General features: G+C 44.8%; 13 protein-coding genes. 5 read left to right on the forward strand and 8 right to left on the reverse strand.

Going from position 1 to position 18,210, the window contains the following annotated elements:
* Window positions 1–3: 3 nt before the first annotated feature.
* The 4 genes from nadD (at window position 4) to ACHZCY_RS01695 (ending at window position 7,190) form a co-directional block, all read left to right on the forward strand.
* Entirely contained in the window at window positions 4–669 is a 666-nt protein-coding gene (gene nadD / locus ACHZCY_RS01680; protein ID WP_319547618.1) for a nicotinate (nicotinamide) nucleotide adenylyltransferase, read from the forward strand.
* Complete coding sequence (locus tag ACHZCY_RS01685) at window positions 666–3,947, forward strand: UvrD-helicase domain-containing protein (protein ID WP_319547619.1); 3,282 nt, start codon at window positions 666–668, stop codon at window positions 3,945–3,947. Before nadD ends, ACHZCY_RS01685 begins: the two co-directional genes overlap by 4 nt.
* Before the next feature lies 1 nt (window position 3,948).
* Window positions 3,949–5,637, forward strand: a complete 1,689-nt coding sequence (locus ACHZCY_RS01690; RefSeq protein WP_319547620.1) for an ATP-binding protein — start codon at window positions 3,949–3,951, stop codon at window positions 5,635–5,637.
* 206 nt (window positions 5,638–5,843) lie between these two features.
* Entirely contained in the window at window positions 5,844–7,190 is a 1,347-nt protein-coding gene (locus tag ACHZCY_RS01695) for a diguanylate cyclase domain-containing protein (protein WP_319547621.1), read from the forward strand.
* Between the two features lie 49 nt (window positions 7,191–7,239).
* On the opposite strand, the gene ACHZCY_RS01700 is transcribed toward ACHZCY_RS01695, so the two are convergent.
* From ACHZCY_RS01700 to ACHZCY_RS01715, 4 genes are all read right to left on the reverse strand, one after another.
* The gene (locus tag ACHZCY_RS01700) at window positions 7,240–7,695 is read right to left on the reverse strand and encodes a CBS domain-containing protein (RefSeq protein ID WP_205223150.1); all 456 of its coding nucleotides are present in this window, start codon (window positions 7,693–7,695) and stop codon (window positions 7,240–7,242) included.
* A gap of 28 nt (window positions 7,696–7,723) precedes the next feature.
* Complete coding sequence (locus tag ACHZCY_RS01705; protein ID WP_319547622.1) at window positions 7,724–9,334, reverse strand: NAD(P)H-hydrate dehydratase; 1,611 nt, start codon at window positions 9,332–9,334, stop codon at window positions 7,724–7,726.
* A gap of 64 nt (window positions 9,335–9,398) precedes the next feature.
* On the reverse strand, window positions 9,399–9,881 hold the full coding sequence (locus ACHZCY_RS01710) for a hypothetical protein (RefSeq protein ID WP_205223148.1): 483 nt from the start codon (window positions 9,879–9,881) through the stop codon (window positions 9,399–9,401).
* Between the two features lie 170 nt (window positions 9,882–10,051).
* On the reverse strand, window positions 10,052–11,605 hold the full coding sequence (locus ACHZCY_RS01715; RefSeq protein ID WP_205223147.1) for a glycosyltransferase family 39 protein: 1,554 nt from the start codon (window positions 11,603–11,605) through the stop codon (window positions 10,052–10,054).
* A 544-nt stretch (window positions 11,606–12,149) separates the two neighbouring features.
* Here ACHZCY_RS01715 and ACHZCY_RS01720 point away from each other — a divergent pair.
* Window positions 12,150–12,854, forward strand: a complete 705-nt coding sequence (locus ACHZCY_RS01720) for a phosphatase PAP2 family protein (protein WP_319547623.1) — start codon at window positions 12,150–12,152, stop codon at window positions 12,852–12,854.
* A gap of 210 nt (window positions 12,855–13,064) precedes the next feature.
* On the opposite strand, the gene ACHZCY_RS01725 is transcribed toward ACHZCY_RS01720, so the two are convergent.
* Genes ACHZCY_RS01725 through ACHZCY_RS01740 form a run of 4 tightly spaced genes read right to left on the reverse strand, consistent with a single transcriptional unit; the run spans window position 13,065 to window position 18,094 of the window.
* Window positions 13,065–14,282, reverse strand: coding sequence for a glycosyltransferase family 9 protein (locus tag ACHZCY_RS01725; RefSeq protein WP_319547624.1), 1,218 nt, complete (start codon window positions 14,280–14,282; stop codon window positions 13,065–13,067).
* A gap of 34 nt (window positions 14,283–14,316) precedes the next feature.
* Window positions 14,317–15,222: a lysylphosphatidylglycerol synthase transmembrane domain-containing protein gene (locus tag ACHZCY_RS01730; RefSeq protein WP_319547625.1), complete on the reverse strand. Its 906-nt coding sequence runs from the start codon at window positions 15,220–15,222 to the stop codon at window positions 14,317–14,319.
* Window positions 15,219–16,649 (reverse strand): LptF/LptG family permease, encoded by a 1,431-nt coding sequence (locus ACHZCY_RS01735; protein ID WP_232371084.1) that lies wholly within the window; start codon window positions 16,647–16,649, stop codon window positions 15,219–15,221. The genes ACHZCY_RS01730 and ACHZCY_RS01735 overlap by 4 nt, the downstream gene beginning before the upstream one ends.
* Window positions 16,650–16,702: 53 nt before the next feature.
* Entirely contained in the window at window positions 16,703–18,094 is a 1,392-nt protein-coding gene (locus ACHZCY_RS01740) for a M23 family metallopeptidase (protein ID WP_205223142.1), read from the reverse strand.
* Window positions 18,095–18,210: the final 116 nt, after the last annotated feature.

Here is an 18,210-nt window from a genome sequence, read left to right on the forward strand (position 1 = left end):
TCAATGACGGTTTTAAACAAACAGAAAGTTGGTCTGTTTGGGGGAACATTTGATCCGGTGCATGACGGTCACGTTGCTGTGGCTCGTCATGTGCTGGCTTATTGCGATATTCAATACATTCTATTTATACCTGCTCCACACCCTCCCCATAAAAAAATAACCTCAGCTTCTTTCACCCAGCGGGTTGACATGCTCAATCTTGCCTTGCAAGGGGAGCAACAAATGAGGGTCTCGCTCATTGAAAATGAGTATCCTGGCCTTTCCTATACCGTACGCACCATCAAAGAATTAAAGCAGCGCCGGCACGATGTAGAATATTATCTTATTATTGGCGCCGATTCATTGGTTGATTTGCCGCAATGGTACAAAGCCAAAGAATTGATTGCACTCGTTCATCTGATTGTCGCAGGCAGAGATAAAGTCGCTATGCCCGCAGTAGAAAAGACCATTACCTCCTTTCATATTCCATATACCAGTTGTGCAACCGGCAATAAATGGGTGCTTAAAAACGGTAATACCATCCAGTACCTCAGTGATCTTGAGTGGCCGGTATCATCTTCCGAACTTCGTCGGCAATTGGCTCAGGGAAAACGGCCCACCATGATGTCACCTGCCGTTTATCGTTATATTGTTGAAAATAAACTCTATTTGCATACAGGTTCATCGTGAAATATATTGCTGATCTGCATATCCATTCTTTGTTTTCAAGGGCAACCAGTAAAGCCAGCAATCTACCGGGATTAGCAGCCTGGGCAGCAGTCAAAGGAATTCAAGTGCTTGGCACAGGTGACTTCACCCATCCCCAATGGTTTGCCCAGATTACAGAGCAATTGGAAGAAGCGGAACCAGGTTTTTTTAAATTACGCCGGAACCACCAATCAGGAGGTGATTATCTGCCGGGAGATTTGCGTCCGCAAATACCGTTAAGCGATATTCGTTTTGTCCTGACTGCTGAAATTAGCTCAATCTATAAAAAGAATGACCGGGTTCGTAAAAATCATAATCTTTTGTTTGCGCCTGATTTAGAGAGCGTACGTCGTCTCAATCGTACCCTTGGCGATATCGGTAATCTACACTCCGATGGGAGGCCCATATTGGGCCTTGATGCTAAAAATTTATTGGAGATTGTTCTTGAACAAGCACCCCAGGGATTTTTAGTGCCTGCCCACGTGTGGACCCCTTGGTTTTCCCTTTTTGGGTCTAAATCCGGATTTGACAGAATAGAAGAATGTTTTGAGGAGCTTACTCCTCATATTTTTGCCCTCGAAACGGGTCTTTCCTCTGACCCGGAAATGAACAGAAGAATTTCAGCCCTTGATCGATATACCCTTATTTCTAATTCTGACTGTCATTCCCCGGCCAAGCTAGGCAGAGAAGCCAATATTTTTTCTACTGGTTTTGATTATTTTTCCATGCGTGAAGCGCTCAAGTCTCCAATGGATGAAAAGGGGCACAGGGTTTTTGAGGCAACTGTTGAATTTTACCCTGAAGAGGGAAAATATCACTGCGACGGACATCGAAAATGCAGCGTTTGTTTTGAACCTGGAGAAACCAAGGCAAATCAAGGCCGTTGTCCTGTGTGCAACAGACCGCTTACTGTGGGGGTGTTGAGCCGGGTCTTGGACCTTGCGGATCGTGATAGGCCACTATACAATGAGCATGACCCATTGGTTCACAGTTCTATTCCCCTGCCGGAGGTGCTGAGCGAACTGCTTGGAGTTGGTCCTGCCACTAAAAAAGTTGCTGCTGCCTATGCCAAGTTAATTAATCTCTTTCAATCTGAGTTCTCTCTTTTACTTGACGTCCCCATTGATGATATCGAGCGTAAATCCACTCCACTTATAGGAGAAGCTATTCGTCGTATTAGAGAAAATAAAGTGATCAGAACTCCAGGGTATGATGGAGAGTTCGGCATCATAAAGGTCTTTGCTGAAGGTGAGCGTGACAAATTTGTTGGTCAACTGAGCATGTTTGCACCACTTGTTCGCGCGAAAAAGAAAAGCAAAAAGGTGAAAGCCGCTAGGCCTCAATCTCCAGCAACGACTAACGCTGAAAAAAAAACGGGGCAAAAGCTCAACACTGAGCAGCAGGCAGTGGTTGATGATGCTGCACCTATTGTGGTTGTCAAGGCAGGACCTGGAACAGGCAAAACCCATGCATTAGTGCAACGGGTTGTAAGGATAATTAAAGAACAAGACCAACCATGCACGATTATTTCCTTTACTAATAAAGCCGCAGATGAGGTGCGCGAACGAATTGAACATACCATTGGTCTCTGTCCTGCTTCATTGCAGGTACATACTTTTCATGGGTACTGTCTCTATTGGCTTCGCAGGTATAACCCATCATTGCAACCTGTTGGTCCGGTCAAACGATACCAGATATTACAGACACTCTATCCTGATTTTGAGCCGCGCAAACTCAAACAGCTCGGCCAAGAGATTCTGTCTTCATCTGCTTATCCAGCTCAAAGGGAAAATTATCTAGCATATCTGCATGCCAATGATTGTGTAGATATTGATATGATCATTCCCTTTGCTTTGGAAATACTTAGGGAAAAGGGGGAGGCAGGTAAGGACATGCGAACCCATACCGGCCATTTATTTGTCGATGAATTCCAGGATATTAACCAGGGGCAGTATGATCTGGTCTGTTCTTTGGCTCAAACCTCTCCAGTGTTTATCATCGGAGACCCGGACCAAGCGATCTATGGTTTTCGTGGGGCTGATTCTTCATGGTTTCAACGATTCATTGATGTACACCAGGCCAGTTGCCATCAGCTTGTCCGAAATTACCGCAACAGCAGCACTATTATGGAGGCCGCTGAGCAGGTTATTGGTAAAAACACGGATAGAGCGTTTATTGTACCTATGCAGACCGCTTATAAGAGTACCGGTCGTTTGCATCTTCAACTTTGCACGACCCCTATTCATGAAGCCCGCTGGATAATTGACCAGATAGAAGTCTTGGTAGGAGGCACTTCCCATCGAGAAATAGAGCAAATTGAGATACTGGAGGACGCATATTTTTCTCTGCGCGATATAGGTATCCTGTTTCGAACATCCAAGCAGATGCAGGTTGTCGGTAAAGCCATGGCAAAGCATGGGATCCCTTTTCAAACCGTCGATCTTAAGGCATTTTATACTCGATCTGAAATGAGGCCGCTTTATTGGGCTATTTTGCTTTTGGCAGGTTTGGCAGACAAGGAACAGCAGCTTTTTTTGTTTGGTCAAGAAAAAGGTGTAGGCGCCAATATGCTCAATACCGTTCGGCACCACCTGTATGATGAAAAGAACAGGGAATCGAGCTTACTTGAGCTTAATCCCTCTTTAGTGGCTCAAGAAAAAATACGTTCAAGGCTGCGTACGTTCCAGTTATTTTTTAGCCGATTGGAACAGCGTGTACGTTCAACCGAGTCTTTGGTAGATGTTATTGGCCGACTTGCATCGTATTATACGTTGGATAAAGAGGGGAGTGATATCGAAAGATTGCAAAAAATGTCGATCAATTATCCGCAGTCTATTCGCGATTACGCTCAGTATCTGTTGCGCTACAGTGATTCCATTATTTATGATGATAAGGCTGAATGTGTTACCCTTTCTACCATGCACGCTGCAAAAGGACTGGAGTATAAGGTCGTTTTTATTGCCGGCGCTGAACAGGGACTTATTCCTTTGCAGCCAAGAGAACAATTGGCAGATGCTGCGCTGATGAATCATGTTGAAGAAGAACGACGATTATTTTACGTGGCCATGACCCGGGCGATCGATATCCTGTATTTTACGCATGTTCGATCAAGAATGTTTTACGGGCAAAAGATGCAAGCAGTTGAACCGTCGCAGTTTATCAGTGAAATACCCACCTCGTCTTTTTCAAAGATAAAAAGCAGTAGGCCGGCCAGCAAAAACAAATACAGCCGCAACCGACAACTTTCTCTTTTTACATAAAATGAAAGATCAGGCAGAACAGCTTGCGCACCTTGAAGCCGAAGTAACTCAGCTCAAGGAACAAAATGCGCTTCTCGTAAAAAGGGCCAAGCAGGCAGACAGTGCCAGTAAGGCGAAATCAGATTTTCTCGCCATGATCAGTCACGAGATCAGAACTCCTATGAATGGGGTCATTGGCCTGAGTAAACTCCTTTTGGGAACAGAGCTTGAACCTCGGCAGCGGCATTTTGCCGAACTCATACAAGGCTCTGCAGATAGTTTATTATCCCTGATCAACAGCCTGCTTGATTTTAGTAAGATTGAAGCAGATAAAATGATTCTGGATATTGATAAATTTGATATCCATGTTTTGGCGAAGGAATTGGTTGCCCTGTATGCTGTTACCGGAAAACAAAAAGGACTTTCCCTTCACCTCTCACTAGATGAAAATCTGGCCGGCAGTTACCGGGGAGACGCATATCGTCTTCGCCAGATATTGGTTAATCTGCTTGGTAACAGTATTAAATTTACCGATAAAGGAAGTGTATTTCTTAGCATAAAAAAAGAAGGGGTTAACGCAGGTAAAGATATTTTATATTTCACTGTTCGGGATACAGGGATTGGTATTGCTCCAGAGACGGCTGCCTTCCTTTTTCAACCCTTTACCCAGGCGGATGCATCTTCAACCCGCAGATTTGGCGGGACAGGGTTGGGGCTTTCTATCTGTGCAAAATTGGTTAGACTAATGGGAGGGGAAATCGGGGTGAGACCAGCACCTCAAGGCGGCAGCGTTTTTTGGTTTAAAATTACCCTGCAACCAGCCACCGATGCTGTTAAGGACTCTCAGGTCGTAAAGGCACCCTCTACCCAGCTTTTTCCCTCTCCTCACAAACAGCTTCCTCTTCCAAATTTCACGCAGGGAAAAGAAGTCAATCCTATTAAGATCCTTATAGTTGACGACGATAATACAAACAAAATAGTGATGGAAGAGATCTTTCGTTTATCCAAAGCTTCTCTTTTTTTTGCGAGCAACGGTGAGGTTGCGGTTACTATGTGCAAAGAGAGTCGTTTCCATGTTGTTTTTATGGATTGCCAAATGCCGGTAATGGATGGGTTTGAAGCGACTGAAATTATCCTTGGTCAAGGGCAGGGGAAAGAAGGAAAGGACCTACCGGCTATCATAGCCCTGACTGCTGACGCGACTTCGAAGACCAAAGATAAATGTTATGCTGTAGGGATGGTGGATTACCTGGTAAAACCTATCGATTTTCATAAATTGTATATGGTGCTCAGGACATGGCTGCCGGAACTTACTGTACCTGCACTCACAATGGATAGGCAGGAACAAAAAAACAAACAGCAACAGACTAAGCAGCAACGGGCAATTATCAATCAAGCTTCTTTTGACCGGTTAAAGCACCATGTCGGCAATATGGATCACGTTGCACGGGTTTTTGTCAAATCCATGGAGGCTCGGCTTGTCGAGCTGGAAGAGACGATACAACAAAACGATGCAAAAGGATCACAAAAAATTGCCCATACCTTAAAAGGAAGTAGTAGCCAGATCGGTGCAGATGAGCTGACACGGCTATGTTTGCTGGTCGAAAAGGCAGGTAAAAATGGACAAATACTGCAAATACAACGTTTACTGCCTAAAATCCGAAAGGCAATTAAAGATGTCGCTTGTTTTTTCAAGGAACAACTTGATTAATCGCCCCTATATTTCGTAGAATGCAGTAATTGGAAAAAATATCATTACCAATACTGTCAGTTCTATCATAGCTTCTTATTTTTTAGGTACATACCAATGAGGCTGTACCACGAAATTCCCTGACAGGAAAAGAAAATCAATTTTCCCGCAGATATACTCTGTTTCCTTGAAGTGTGCGCAGTCTAGGCATCAATATATAATACACTATGAGTCCATCTTTTTTCCGAGAGAGCCGACCACGAATATTGATTGTTGATGATGATGAAGTCATCAGGATTCTTCTTCGCCAATTTCTGGAAAGCGAACAGTATGTTGTTGATGAAGCTGTTGATGGGTATGGCGCCCTAGATTGTCTGGGCAAGAAAACCTATGACATGGTTATTCTTGATATTGCGATGCCGGGAATTGATGGGCCGACGGTCTGTGAAAATATTACAACCTCTTTTGTCAATGCTCCGCCGGTATTGATGATCACCGCAATTGATGATGAGGAAACGATTGACCGCTCTTTTAGTGCTGGTGCAGTCGATTTTATCCGAAAACCAATTCGTTGGCCGGTGTTGAAAAATCGTATTCGTTATATCCTAGGATCGCATCGTTCTAAAATAGAACAGGAACTACTGTCCACGAATTATGAAATGATTCTTGATGCAGCAGCCAACGGGATTTGCGGAGTAAATGGAGAAGGGAAGATCAGTTATATTAACCCGGCCGGCTTGAAAATGCTTGAGTATGAAGAGCGTGAAGTCACTGGGCGTGACTATATGTCTATTTTCAGGCTCTCTACTCCGGGGAGTGATGACTTCAGCGTCGATTGTTGCCCTTTTTTTCAAGGTGCTGAAAATGCCGATCCGGTACACTTTGACGAAGCACGGTTAATCCGCAGTGACGAAACCTCTTTCCCTGTGGAGTTTTCCGCAACTCCTATCATCCAGCGGGGAAAATTGAGTGGTGGGGTTTTGGTGTTTCAAGATATCACCGAACGTCAGGAGGCAGCCGAACTCATTCGCTACATGGCAAATCATGATACCTTGACCCAGTTGCCTAATCGTAATTACTTTCGGCGACGCTTACCCCAGGCTATTTCGCTGGCACGAAGGTATGATAGACTCTTATGTTTGCTTTTTATTGATCTTGACCGATTTAAGCCTATCAACGATACATATGGACATGGCATTGGCGATTTGGTTTTAGTGCAGGTTGCGGAAAGATTACGATCCACCTTACGTTCCTCTGATTCGGTCTGCCGACTTGGGGGGGATGAATTTGTCATCCTTTTGGAAAGCACGGAAACAGCAGAGGGGGCAAGTCATGTTGCACAGATGGCCATTGAGTTGCTCAATGAACCCATTGAAGTCGATAATCACATTTGCTACATCGGAGCAAGTATCGGCATATCAGTGTTTCCTGACGATTGCCAAAATGCTGAAGCTATGTTGCGCCATGCAGATATCGCGATGTATCAGGCAAAAAAGAACGGGCGCAACTGCTGGTGCTTCTATGACGAGAAAGGACCGGTAAAAAAAGGGAAAATACGATCTCAAATTTCCTGATTCAAATAGTGCCGGAACCTATTTGAATCAGGAAATGGCAATCAACGCATTATTTTTTTTGGGCGATTGTCCGAATGATATCGGTCTGTCCTATGACCCCCACCAATTCTCCTTTTTCCAGCACAGGCAAGGTGTGAACCTTTTTTTCCGCCATTAATGTGGCCAATTCATCAAGCGGTGTTTCAGGAGTAACGCTGACAATCTCGTAGGAGCAGATATCACTGACCTGGGAGCCGGCTATTTTTTTCATCTCTGCTTCCATTTTGTTAGGTCGTTCCAAAAAGAGAAAGGAATCAAGAATAGCCACGGCAGTCGGAATATGAACTTTTTTATTTTGAAAAATTAAATCACTTTCAGTGACCACACCAACGACTTGATTTGTATCATCAACAACCGGCACCCCGTTAATTTTATGGGTAATGAGGGTTACTGCAAGCTCTCTAACAGAGTCCGATTCATTGACAACGATGACTTCATGACTCATGATATCTTTTGCTTTTAACATCTTTTCTCCTTTGGAGGATCAGTTTCGATTAGTGTACCGAAGATTTTTTTGGTAGGTGTAAAATATGCCCAATAGCTTTTGGAAGCGCCAAGGCAACCTGGGAAGCGGAAAAACCGTAGGGTTGTTTTTTTGCCAGCAAGTCGCCACTTACTCCGTGAATATAGACTGCAATACAGGCTGCTTCCCATGGGTTGTATCCCTGTGCCAACAGGCTGCCTATTATGCCTGAAAGAACATCCCCCATCCCGCCTGTCCCCATGCCCGGGTTTCCAGAAGTATTGATGCACCATTGACCTTGGTTGGAGGCGATCACGGTCCCAGCCCCTTTAAGTACGGTAATTATAGGAAAATCGTGCTCCATGTCTTCCATGGTTTCAGCCCATTGTGCGGCATGCAGCCGGTCAAGCTGTATTGCGGGTATCGTAGTGTTGATTAATCGAGCCATTTCACCTGGGTGAGGGGTGAAAATCCTTGGCCCGGCAGGATGAGCAAGACACTCCGGATGATCAGCCAGGATAGTAATAGCATCAGCATCCAGCACCTGCGGCAGACTACATTCTTTGTACAGGCGGAGAACAAGCTCGACAGTTTCAGGCTCCATTCCCATTCCCGGTCCTATGACAAGGGCGTTTTTTCCTTGGCAGAGCTCGGTGATCTGTTGATAATCTTTAATTGAAATTGCCGTATTTGAGCCGGGCAGAGGAACAGTCATTGCCTCAATAAGGGAAGTCTCAAAGACTTGGTTCAGATCCTGTGGTACGCACAAGGTAACCAGGCCACAGCCGCTATGCAGGCTCCCTCTGGCACTTAATATAGCTGCGCCTGTTTTTCCAGTTGATCCTGCCAGGACGAGGAGGTGCCCGTTACTTCCTTTATGCCCTGTTGTGGATTTCTCTCGTATTTGGGGCAATGTTGTTTCATCAAGAGCAAAGCCGGTGACACCAACCGGATCAAGCAAGAAAGGAGGGATACCGATGTCAACCGTTTTGAGTTGTCCAATACCTTCTCCTCCATGGTGCACATGTCCGGGTTTGGGCAACCCATAGGTGACAGTCAAGTCAGCACGGACGGCACCGCCTAAGATTTGTCCTGTATCGCTGTGCATGCCGGATGGGATATCTGCTGAGACAACAAAGAACTGGTAATTTTGACGCAGCGTATTGATAAGAGTAAGCGCATCGAAAAAGTGACCTCGAACGTCTCTGCAGAGTCCTGTTCCGAAAACAGCATCAACAATCGAGTGGATTGGTTTTTCGTTGTGGAGGGCTAGGATAGTCTTTTGAGCAGCATGGACAGTGTCTGCGGTATCGACGACCGTGTAGTGAATGCCCCAATGTTTGATAATTGAAAAATTATGTCCGGCATCTCCTGTCAGTTCATCTGGGGCAACAAGGAAAAAGATATGTGGTACAGCACCTCGGTTAAAGACTGTGCGTGCAATGACAAGCCCATCACCCCCATTATTGCCCGGACCGACAAAGATAACGACATGCTTTCCAGTTACTTTTTCAACGGCTTTTTCCAGGTATTCAACGGTGCCTCGACCGGCTATCTCCATCAGCACCATTCCTGGTACCTGCAGTTCTTCTATTGTCCTTCTGTCAAGTTCTCGCATTTGTTGGGTGGTGGCAAGTTTCATGGCTAATGCAAATGATATGAGTTTCGGGATAGTTACTGAGATGTATAACAATCAATATAAGTGATTATAGTTGACTGTTTTTTAATTCAGCATTTTCTATATCAGATTCGTTTTTTTTGTGTTGAGCCATCTCTTCCATATGCTGAGCGTATACCTCCGGAGAGTATTTTTTTAGACAATCCAAACAGATGCCGTCTACAAACTGTGACTTGCAATATTGATTCGCGCCTTCTTGGAGAATATTCCAAAATTCCTCAGTATCATACGTCTTATGGCAGGAAGCACAAACAGGGATTACCTCGGCAATTTTATTTAGTTTAAGCAGGCTCCTGCGATTATGGGCAATAGCCAAGGCACCGACGCCGAGGATGAGCACACTTTCAAAAATTGCTTCCTGCCAATTCACAGGTGTTGGTTGTGCGCCAAATAAAAGAAAGGGGATATCAAACAGTTCATCTGCCCAGATTCCTGACATCAACAATAAAATAGTGAGACATTCAAAAAAAAAGACCTTACGGGTAACGGTATAAACATTCTTTGTTTTCAATTTATGGCCCCCTGCATATTCCTTTTAACCGCGTATGAGATCTCCAGAGCAGTTTTCTTCTACTCCTGTACCCTTATTATACGGTATCATTGCATGATACCTCTATCAAGGGGATTTCACACTAAAAGTAAGCCTGAATATACAGTATTTTGTACTGGTACCCTTAAATATTATGGCGAGGTTTGGTGTAAGGTGGCACGGATATCGTTGTTATTTTGTGGCTGCCATCGCAATCCACCTTTGAATCCATAACCACGAAAGAGATAGATTTTCTGCACGTTCTGGATACCGAACCAAGGGGATTTTCTGGTGAGAATTATTTCTTCCACAGGTTCCGAATGTTCAAATAAGGTCGCTACCCTATCTTCCATTCCTGGATAGGTGAATATTCCCACAGCGTCTTGGCCGATAACCATACTGTCATGAAACCAGAAATCATAAACATTGGGTCTTGCCCATTTATTGATGGACAATGTTTTTGGTTGACCAGGCGTATAAAAAGCCAGCTCACTGGCATATTGATAACGCAACCCAAAAATAAAGGTAGCCTCTGGAGTGGGCATTTGTTGTACTGCAGCCTCGACTTTTTTCCCAAGTATGTCCCAGCCGACCGTTTCCCTGGCTGTTCTGTCCAGATCTATAGGGAGTGGGAGAAGGGGATAAACGACCTGAATCATCACAGGCAAAGAGATGAGCGCAGCTGCACCAAGAGTTGCTTTCCAGATTGCATTCATTTTTATACCCCTGCTTTTCCAGGGAGCATATGCAGCGGCAATGAGAATTATGCCGGTGGTATAAACAGGTGCCGGCCAGTTGCCATAGATGCGTACATGGAATGAGAGCAGAAGAAAAATAACAAAGCCAGGTAAAGACATCCACAGCAAGTACGAAACCTTAGGCCCTGGAAATTTTACGCGTGAAGCAGGGAATATCCAGAAATGCAGGAGTAGGAGAAAACAAACCGGAGTCACCAACAATAACTGGGATCCTAAAAAGTCTCCTAAATAAGAAAGCGTTACCAATTCTCGGTTGTCAACGCCCCCTTGAAAGAGAACATGGCGAAATGTTGCCCATTCGTTTTGGCTGTTCCAGACAAGCACCGGCGAAAAGATGCAAAGGCTGAAAACGAGTCCAATCCAGGGCCAGATGGAACGAAGACAGGTTCTGTATTCCCGGGTAAAAAGAATACAGACTAAGAGAGATGCCGGAAACAGGACCATAGTGTATTTGGATAAAAGTCCAAGGCCGAACCATAGACCTGTAAACAGCCACTGTGCGGCGCTTCGATCAGTAATCGATCTGTAGCCATGGTAGCATGCCGCAGCCCAGCACGGCAGTAAGAGTCCGTCAGGGGTGGCAATCAAGGCAGAACCGTTAATAAGCAATATAAGCTGGAGGAGAATTCCAGTGTGCAGGGCGCACCGCCAGGAAAAAAGGCGTGCTGCAAGGAGACAGGTATACCAAGAAAAAATGGCGCATCCTATGACCGTCGGTAAGCGTACTGCAAATTCGGTTTGTCCGAAAATTTCGGTAGCAAGCCGGATTGTCCAGGCAATCATCGGGGGATGATCATGATATCCGAGGGCAAGGTATCTGGTCCATTGCCAGTAGTTGGCTTCATCTGGGACCAGTAGAAATTGAGAACTTATAAAAAGGCGAATGGCTAGCGCTGCCAATATGACGATTCCGGTCGCCACCTGATAATTACGGCCTGTGGTTTTCATAAACAAGTACTTAAATTTGAATTGATTGCGCAATATCTTAAAAGATTCAGCTTTTCACATGGCAAGAGATTCGTTGCCTGGAGTCTTCAAGAGGGCTATATAGATTGAAAAAAGGACAATGAATTGGTTGCGGCTACCTTGATATATTTTAACGTATTTTAATAATACCTAAATCCTGCATTTGCCAAGTTTGCCGAAGGTGCGAGGCTGCGTACACGCAGACGTACCGTAGTACTTCAAGTGTGCGCAAACAAAGCAGATTCGGTAAAATCGGCAATCCCGAAGGGTGGCAAGCATGAGAAAAATGCTCTTAAATGTAACTCACATAAAAAGTGAACTGATTTCTTGTTGATAAAACCGACAACAGTCTGAAAAAACATAATTAAAAGTATTTTTGTCATGTTTGACATGCAAGATTTAGGTAATAATAAGTTTAATGGACTCATAAAAAGTCCATCACACACTCAAGATGGCTAAGGACAAAAACTGCGCCTTATAGATCAGACTTTTTACGACGCCAACAATTTTTATTTATCTCATTTCTATGCTTATAGACAAGCTTAACGAACTTTTTGCAGTGCTTTTAGTGTTGATTGCATCGACCTTGCTCATTTGGTTGACCGATGCAGACAGATGGCTGGCTGCACTGGCGTTTGATAAAGATACAGGATGGATAGGTGTAAATGCATTTTTTTGGGAGTTTATTTACACGTGGGCACCATTGCCGGCCTGGTTGACGGGTGGGATTGCCTTATTCGTCCTGCTACTTGGAAGCAAAGTGGTTACATTAAGACGCCTTCGAAAACAAGCCATATTTATACTCTTGTTTTTGCTGCTGGGCCCCGGATTAATAGCCAATGTTCTCCTGAAAGACAACCTCGGCAGGCCGAGACCGAGAGAAGTGGTGGAGTTTAACGGGCAACATCAGTTCCATCTTTTTTGGGAGCCTGGGCAAGCCGGAGCAAACAGCTCTTTTCCATCAGGCCACGCCAGCATCGCCTTTGCTCTCATAGGCCCTTGGTTTGTGTTTCGTAAGTTCGGGCGGGAGGACGCCCGTTTTCTCTTATTAATCGGGATTGGGTGGGGCACCTTGGTCGGCATTACCCGGATACTCCAGGGAGGACATTTTCTTAGTGATACGCTCTGGGCCGGGGGGATAGTGTATATCGTCGGTCAACTCCTTGCTATATGGATAAAACCAGAGTTGCCGGCACCGGACAAGCTATCCTTGGAAAGGAAGAGCCATTAAGCAATCTCCACTCTGGTCATGCTGTAGTGTATTTTGAATAATTGGATTGGTTGTTCAAGGTTGAGGCATGCTTGAAAAAACCAGCACAGTCATATGTTTACTATTGGAGTCTAACGCTGAGCTCCGAGGAAGCTTTTTTCGAACATAACGAGGTAAGCGAGGACTCCGAAAGGTTGCGCGAAAAGGCAACTGTGCCGGCTGGGCTCTGCTTCAGCCTTGTTGGAGCTGTTCTTTAACAAGGCTAAATACCTGATCCACTGAAATAGCCTGCAAGCATTTGTTATCTTGGCATGGTGTTTTCCTGTGGTTGGATGCACTCACACAGGGAGAACAGGCTAGCCCGGCATAGATTGGCGTGGAATTTCCCAACGATCCATATAATGCAGGGGTTTCAGGTCCAAAAAGGACAAAGGTCGGTAAGGCCGTAATCGAGGAAAAGTGACCTGGTCCGGAATCATTGGTCACCATTAGGGTGGCAACATTGTACAAGGCTGGTAGCTGCTGTAAGGGGGTGGCTCCTGCAAAATTAACACACTGTTCCTTGCCTGTTCGGGCACACATTTCATCTGCTTCTTTCGCCTCTGATGGAGCACCTGTAATCAGAACTATGATACTCTCATCTGTCTTGAGGATTCGCTGGATTAACTCTACGTATCGTTCCGGCATCCAACGTCTTTGCGGCAATAATTCACTGGCATTGGGATTGATAAGCACAATTTTGTGTACTTTACTATCGTAAGCACTGTAACGTTTTTTAATGAGTGCTCGGATAGACGCTATCTCTGCCTCTGATGAGGTGAGCACAGGAAGCTCAATCTCTTTATCATCTATGTATGTTTTTGAAAAAGGGAGCTCTTTAGATGGAGCAAGTAACGCATTGACGAGAGCGATAAAATTTTTGGCAATGTGTACATGAGGATTGTAGGCAACTTTATGGGTTAGCAGATCGCCACGGTACAGGCCTTCATTATGAAAACTATGAAAACCAACCCTGAAAGCAGCACCGCAAAGGCCGGTTAACAGCGCTGTAAAGCGCGAGAAAAGTTCAAGATCCACAACCGTATCGATTCTTTTTGAGCGGGCCCATAATAGAAAGCCAAGCGTATCTAAAGCAAGAACCGCTATATTGTGTTCACGGATAGTATATATATTAGTATTCGGGATGGTGTGCAACAGGTCAAGGCTGGGTTTGTTTTTACGGAATATAACAAAAAAAACTTCCGCTCCGAGTTGCGTTTTCGTTTTTTCCAGAGCAGGATTAACAAGAATGGTTGACCCCATTTCCGAGAGTTCTATAAACAGAACACGTTGTGGCTTTTTCCCCTGCGTTTTTTTGAAGCGAGAGAAAAGTTTAACCGGCAAAGTGAGGAAGAAGGTCAGCGGTATTCCGGCCCACTTGTCAACCGCTCGCATTGTGTCAATATTCATGATATTTCCTAAATTGGGGTACAGCAGATATTTTTTAGATGCGTTGTCTCTGCGCTAGAAATACGAAAAGTCCCGGCAGTGAGGCAGCTAAGGCAAGTATTCCGTACAGGATGGAAAGTGAAAGGACGGAGGCTTTATCAGCACCGATCAATACAAAAAAACCAACCATTGCACCTTCTCGGATTCCCCATCCAGCTAGTGATATCGGCAGGATAGTAAGCAGGATCACCGGGGGAACAAGAGCAAGGTACGTTTGCAAGGGATACATCAACCCGACACCATGTCCGAGAATAAAGAAGGCACTCATCGCAAACAGGTGGGTTAATACACTCAGCGTCACCTGTATCGATATGGCATTTATTGAAGAGTAGATGCTGGCATACCGTTGCGAAAGTCTGTTCAGGTATCTAAGTAACTTAATTCTGCTCAAGAGCTCAATATGGTGCAGGAAAAATAAAGCAACCAGTCCTATTAAAGAAAGGACAATAATCACCAAAAGGGGGTGGTAAACTTGGAGCGGCAAAAGGGTACGATTTTGTAGCAGGGCCGTCATGTTGAGCAGCAAAAGACCTCCAAGGCCAACAATGCGATCTATCAATACTCCGTTAAAAGCGTCCTCTTTATTTTCTGCTATGCGTGCGGTATCTAAAATTCGTAAGCCATCGCCACCGATACTGGTCGGCAATCCCTGATTGAAAAAGGCACCTTTAAAGTAGCTTTGCAGATAAAAGGAGAATGGCTCCTTGAATCCTATTTGTTTCATGATGATGCTCCACCGAAAAGCAGCTGTGCAGCTGCTGCAGATCAGCAGGAATAATGCCATGGCAAGGGCTTTTCCCTTGACCTTGGAAGCGACCTCAAACGTTACCCCAAAGTCAATGTTACGAAAGATGAGTACAAAGAGGAGGGTGGTTATGACAAGTTTGGTTACAAATTTCACGTTTTTTGCTTTTCAACCAGGGATTTGCAGAAGGGGCACGGCTTAAACCCTGATTCTTCGGCAATGGTAGATGTTAGAAATTCAATGGTACACTGGGAGCAATTATATTCTTCACATGCTGAAAAATGGTAAATACGGCTCACTGCATTCGCATGTACAGGGACATTTTTGTCTAGCTTTATAGTGTCCTTTATCGGAGCTTGTTCTGTCCTTCTGGTGATAATTTTCTTCCATCCTGTTGCTACAATGGTTATCAACGGCTGGATGAGCATTTCATACAGTCTGCTGATTGCTGCTTGCAGCCTTTCAGGGAGTATAGGCTTTTCGCGGTCTACTCTATAAAAAACATAGACTGTAAGCAGGAGGAAAAGGAAGTTGGGGAGCCACATGCCTAACACAAGTGGGAGAACCATATCTTCGGTCAATACTCTGCCGGTGGTAAAGGCTATGTAATAAAAAACAAAGAAGCCGAGACCGAGCGGAATACCGGCAGCACGTTTTCCAGGACCGGCCTGCAGGCCGAGAGGAAGACCAAGTAAACTGAGAATAAAACACCCGACAGGGAGCACCAGTCGGTGGTGATATTCCGTAAGGTAAACAATCCCTTTTTTGGTATTGGGCCCAAATTGGGCTGCTGTGTGCAGCAATTGTTTTTGGCTCATTGCCCCCTTCCCAATCTGGGTGACATCATCACCATCTATTCTGGTTGGTGGTCGAAGGGGAATTTGAAGCTGATAGCGCTGAAAACGAACGACCTGGTTATCGGGGCCCTCTGCATTATGCAGCGTACCGTCATTAAGAACAATGGTGACAACCATTTTATTGACATCAGCCTTCATTCTGCCGCTTTTAGAAACTGTGATTATCGGTTGGTCACGGTTCCTCATGTCAGAAACATAGACTCCGTACCAGTTCTCCTGCTCATCAATCTCATCAACGTAGACAACCAGGTCTCCCAATGCTTCAGTGAATTTTTTCTCTTTGAGTCCTTTGTCGATTTTTTCTTTAGCAAGCTGGAACATGAGCAATTTTATGCCCTGTTCACCTGCAGGAATTAAGCGAATAGAGAAAAAACCGGTAAGAATGGCAATGGATGCGGCAATCATAACCACTGGAGGCAGCATTGTGCGAAGACTGACTCCACAGGCTTTCAGGGCGAGAATTTCCCGGTCATTGGTCAGGCGGGTAAAACCGATGATCACCCCGGTCATACTGGCCATGGGGATGACATAGAGCAACATATGGGGAAAAATATAACTAAAGAGACGGATGAAATCCGCAAACCCTATACGTAGTTCAAGGACGACTTCAAGCAAGGGAATCAGTCTTACCAGGAAAAAAACCGAGTAAAGAATGATAAAACTTGCAAAAAAAGGCGCAAGAAGTTCAGCAGCTATATAGCTGTACAATATAAATGGCAGGCGCAATTGTTTCACTTTTGAAACAGCAAGTCAGTTTTGTGAGGTAAGTGCTAAAAAAATTAAGACGGGTCAGGACCGACAAATGCATCAATAGTCACATCTATCCAGTGTTGGTCCCACCATTCTACAGGGGTGACGAAAATACCATGCACAAGAATAGAGAAATGGAGGTGGTCACCTCCAGCCATACCTGTCGTTCCTGTATTGCCGATATGCTCATCAATATCAACGATGGTGCCTTTTTCAGTGTCGATACGGCTTAAATGTGAGTAAAGACTGTAAAGACCCTGTCCATGGTCAATGATGACCATGTTGCCGTATATACCCATGTAATCAGCAAAAACAACTGTACCTCTGTTAGCTGCGCGTACATCTGCCCGTGCAGTAGAAGCAAGATCGATGCCGAGGTGCGTTTGGTAATCTACTGGTTTGCCTTTGTAATAATAGGTTCTTTGATCTGCGAACCCTGCTTTTTTGGCTCCCGGCATTCGCAAAAAACGACCCGTCCAGAGTCGGCCGCTGTTGGGATTAGTGCAAATGTTTTTAATGCGTTCTGCGTTCTGTTTACGGATTTCATTGTTAACATACAGATACTTTTCAATCATTTGCCCTTCAATAGCAGGATACTGTTGTTCGAATTCCGGGGTCTTGTTTTTTAAAAAGCCATCACTCACCGTAAGTTTATCCGTTTTTTCCTTGGCGGGTTTAAAGGTAAAGGAAAAAAGAGATTTTCCCTCATTGCCTGCCTCATCAACTGCTATCACTTTTGTGAGAACCGGTTCCTCGCTGTTCCAGGGCAGGGCAATATAAGCTACAAATTGGTTCTCGCTTTTACCCGTAGGAAATCCTTGGAAAAAGAGATCGTCGATTTGAACTCCATGGCGATGGGAGGATTCCGAAAGCTGGTATGTAACTATACCGCTGCCGCCTGGTGTAATATATTTTTGAGAATGGGTGATGGAAACCTTAGGTGGTTTCGTGTCAATCATTACCGGTATGGTCTGCACGGTCTCGTTACCTCGCATCATCGAGTTAAGCGAAAAGTCTCGGACCCTGATAATCAGTGATGCCTGACCGTCTGCCAATTGCGCTTTTTGGGCATCGATTACGAGTGTTTCCTCCACCTTTTGGGGACCTGCATCCTTAAACCAGGCCTTGCGGTCAAAAGAACGGTTAAAAAGCCGGCTGGTTTTGCCATCTTGTTCCAGTGCAACTTCAACCGACCGAATACCACTTTTTTTATCTTCGGCCTTGAGTGGAAAATCCACATTGGTGCCGAGAGAATGTACTTGTTTTTCGAGGAGAAGAGTGGGTTTTTCCGTTTCAAATAAAATAAACCCTGAGACGGCAACCGCAATTACTACTCCGACGAAAAGAGTAATGAAAAATTTACGAAAGAAACTGCCTTTACTGGGGCGTGAAGTGTTACGCCTTCTATTTTTTCTTGCCATTGTATATATCTTTTAAATTGTGGTTAAGTACCAATGGGAAGCATTCTAAGTAGGTTGACTGCTAGCAAGACGTTGGGTGTAGGGTTACTAACTATTATATAGTAGTTCACGAATAT

The organism is Desulfogranum marinum (genome assembly GCF_963675105.2).
Taxonomy (GTDB): domain Bacteria; phylum Desulfobacterota; class Desulfobulbia; order Desulfobulbales; family Desulfobulbaceae; genus Desulfogranum; species Desulfogranum marinum.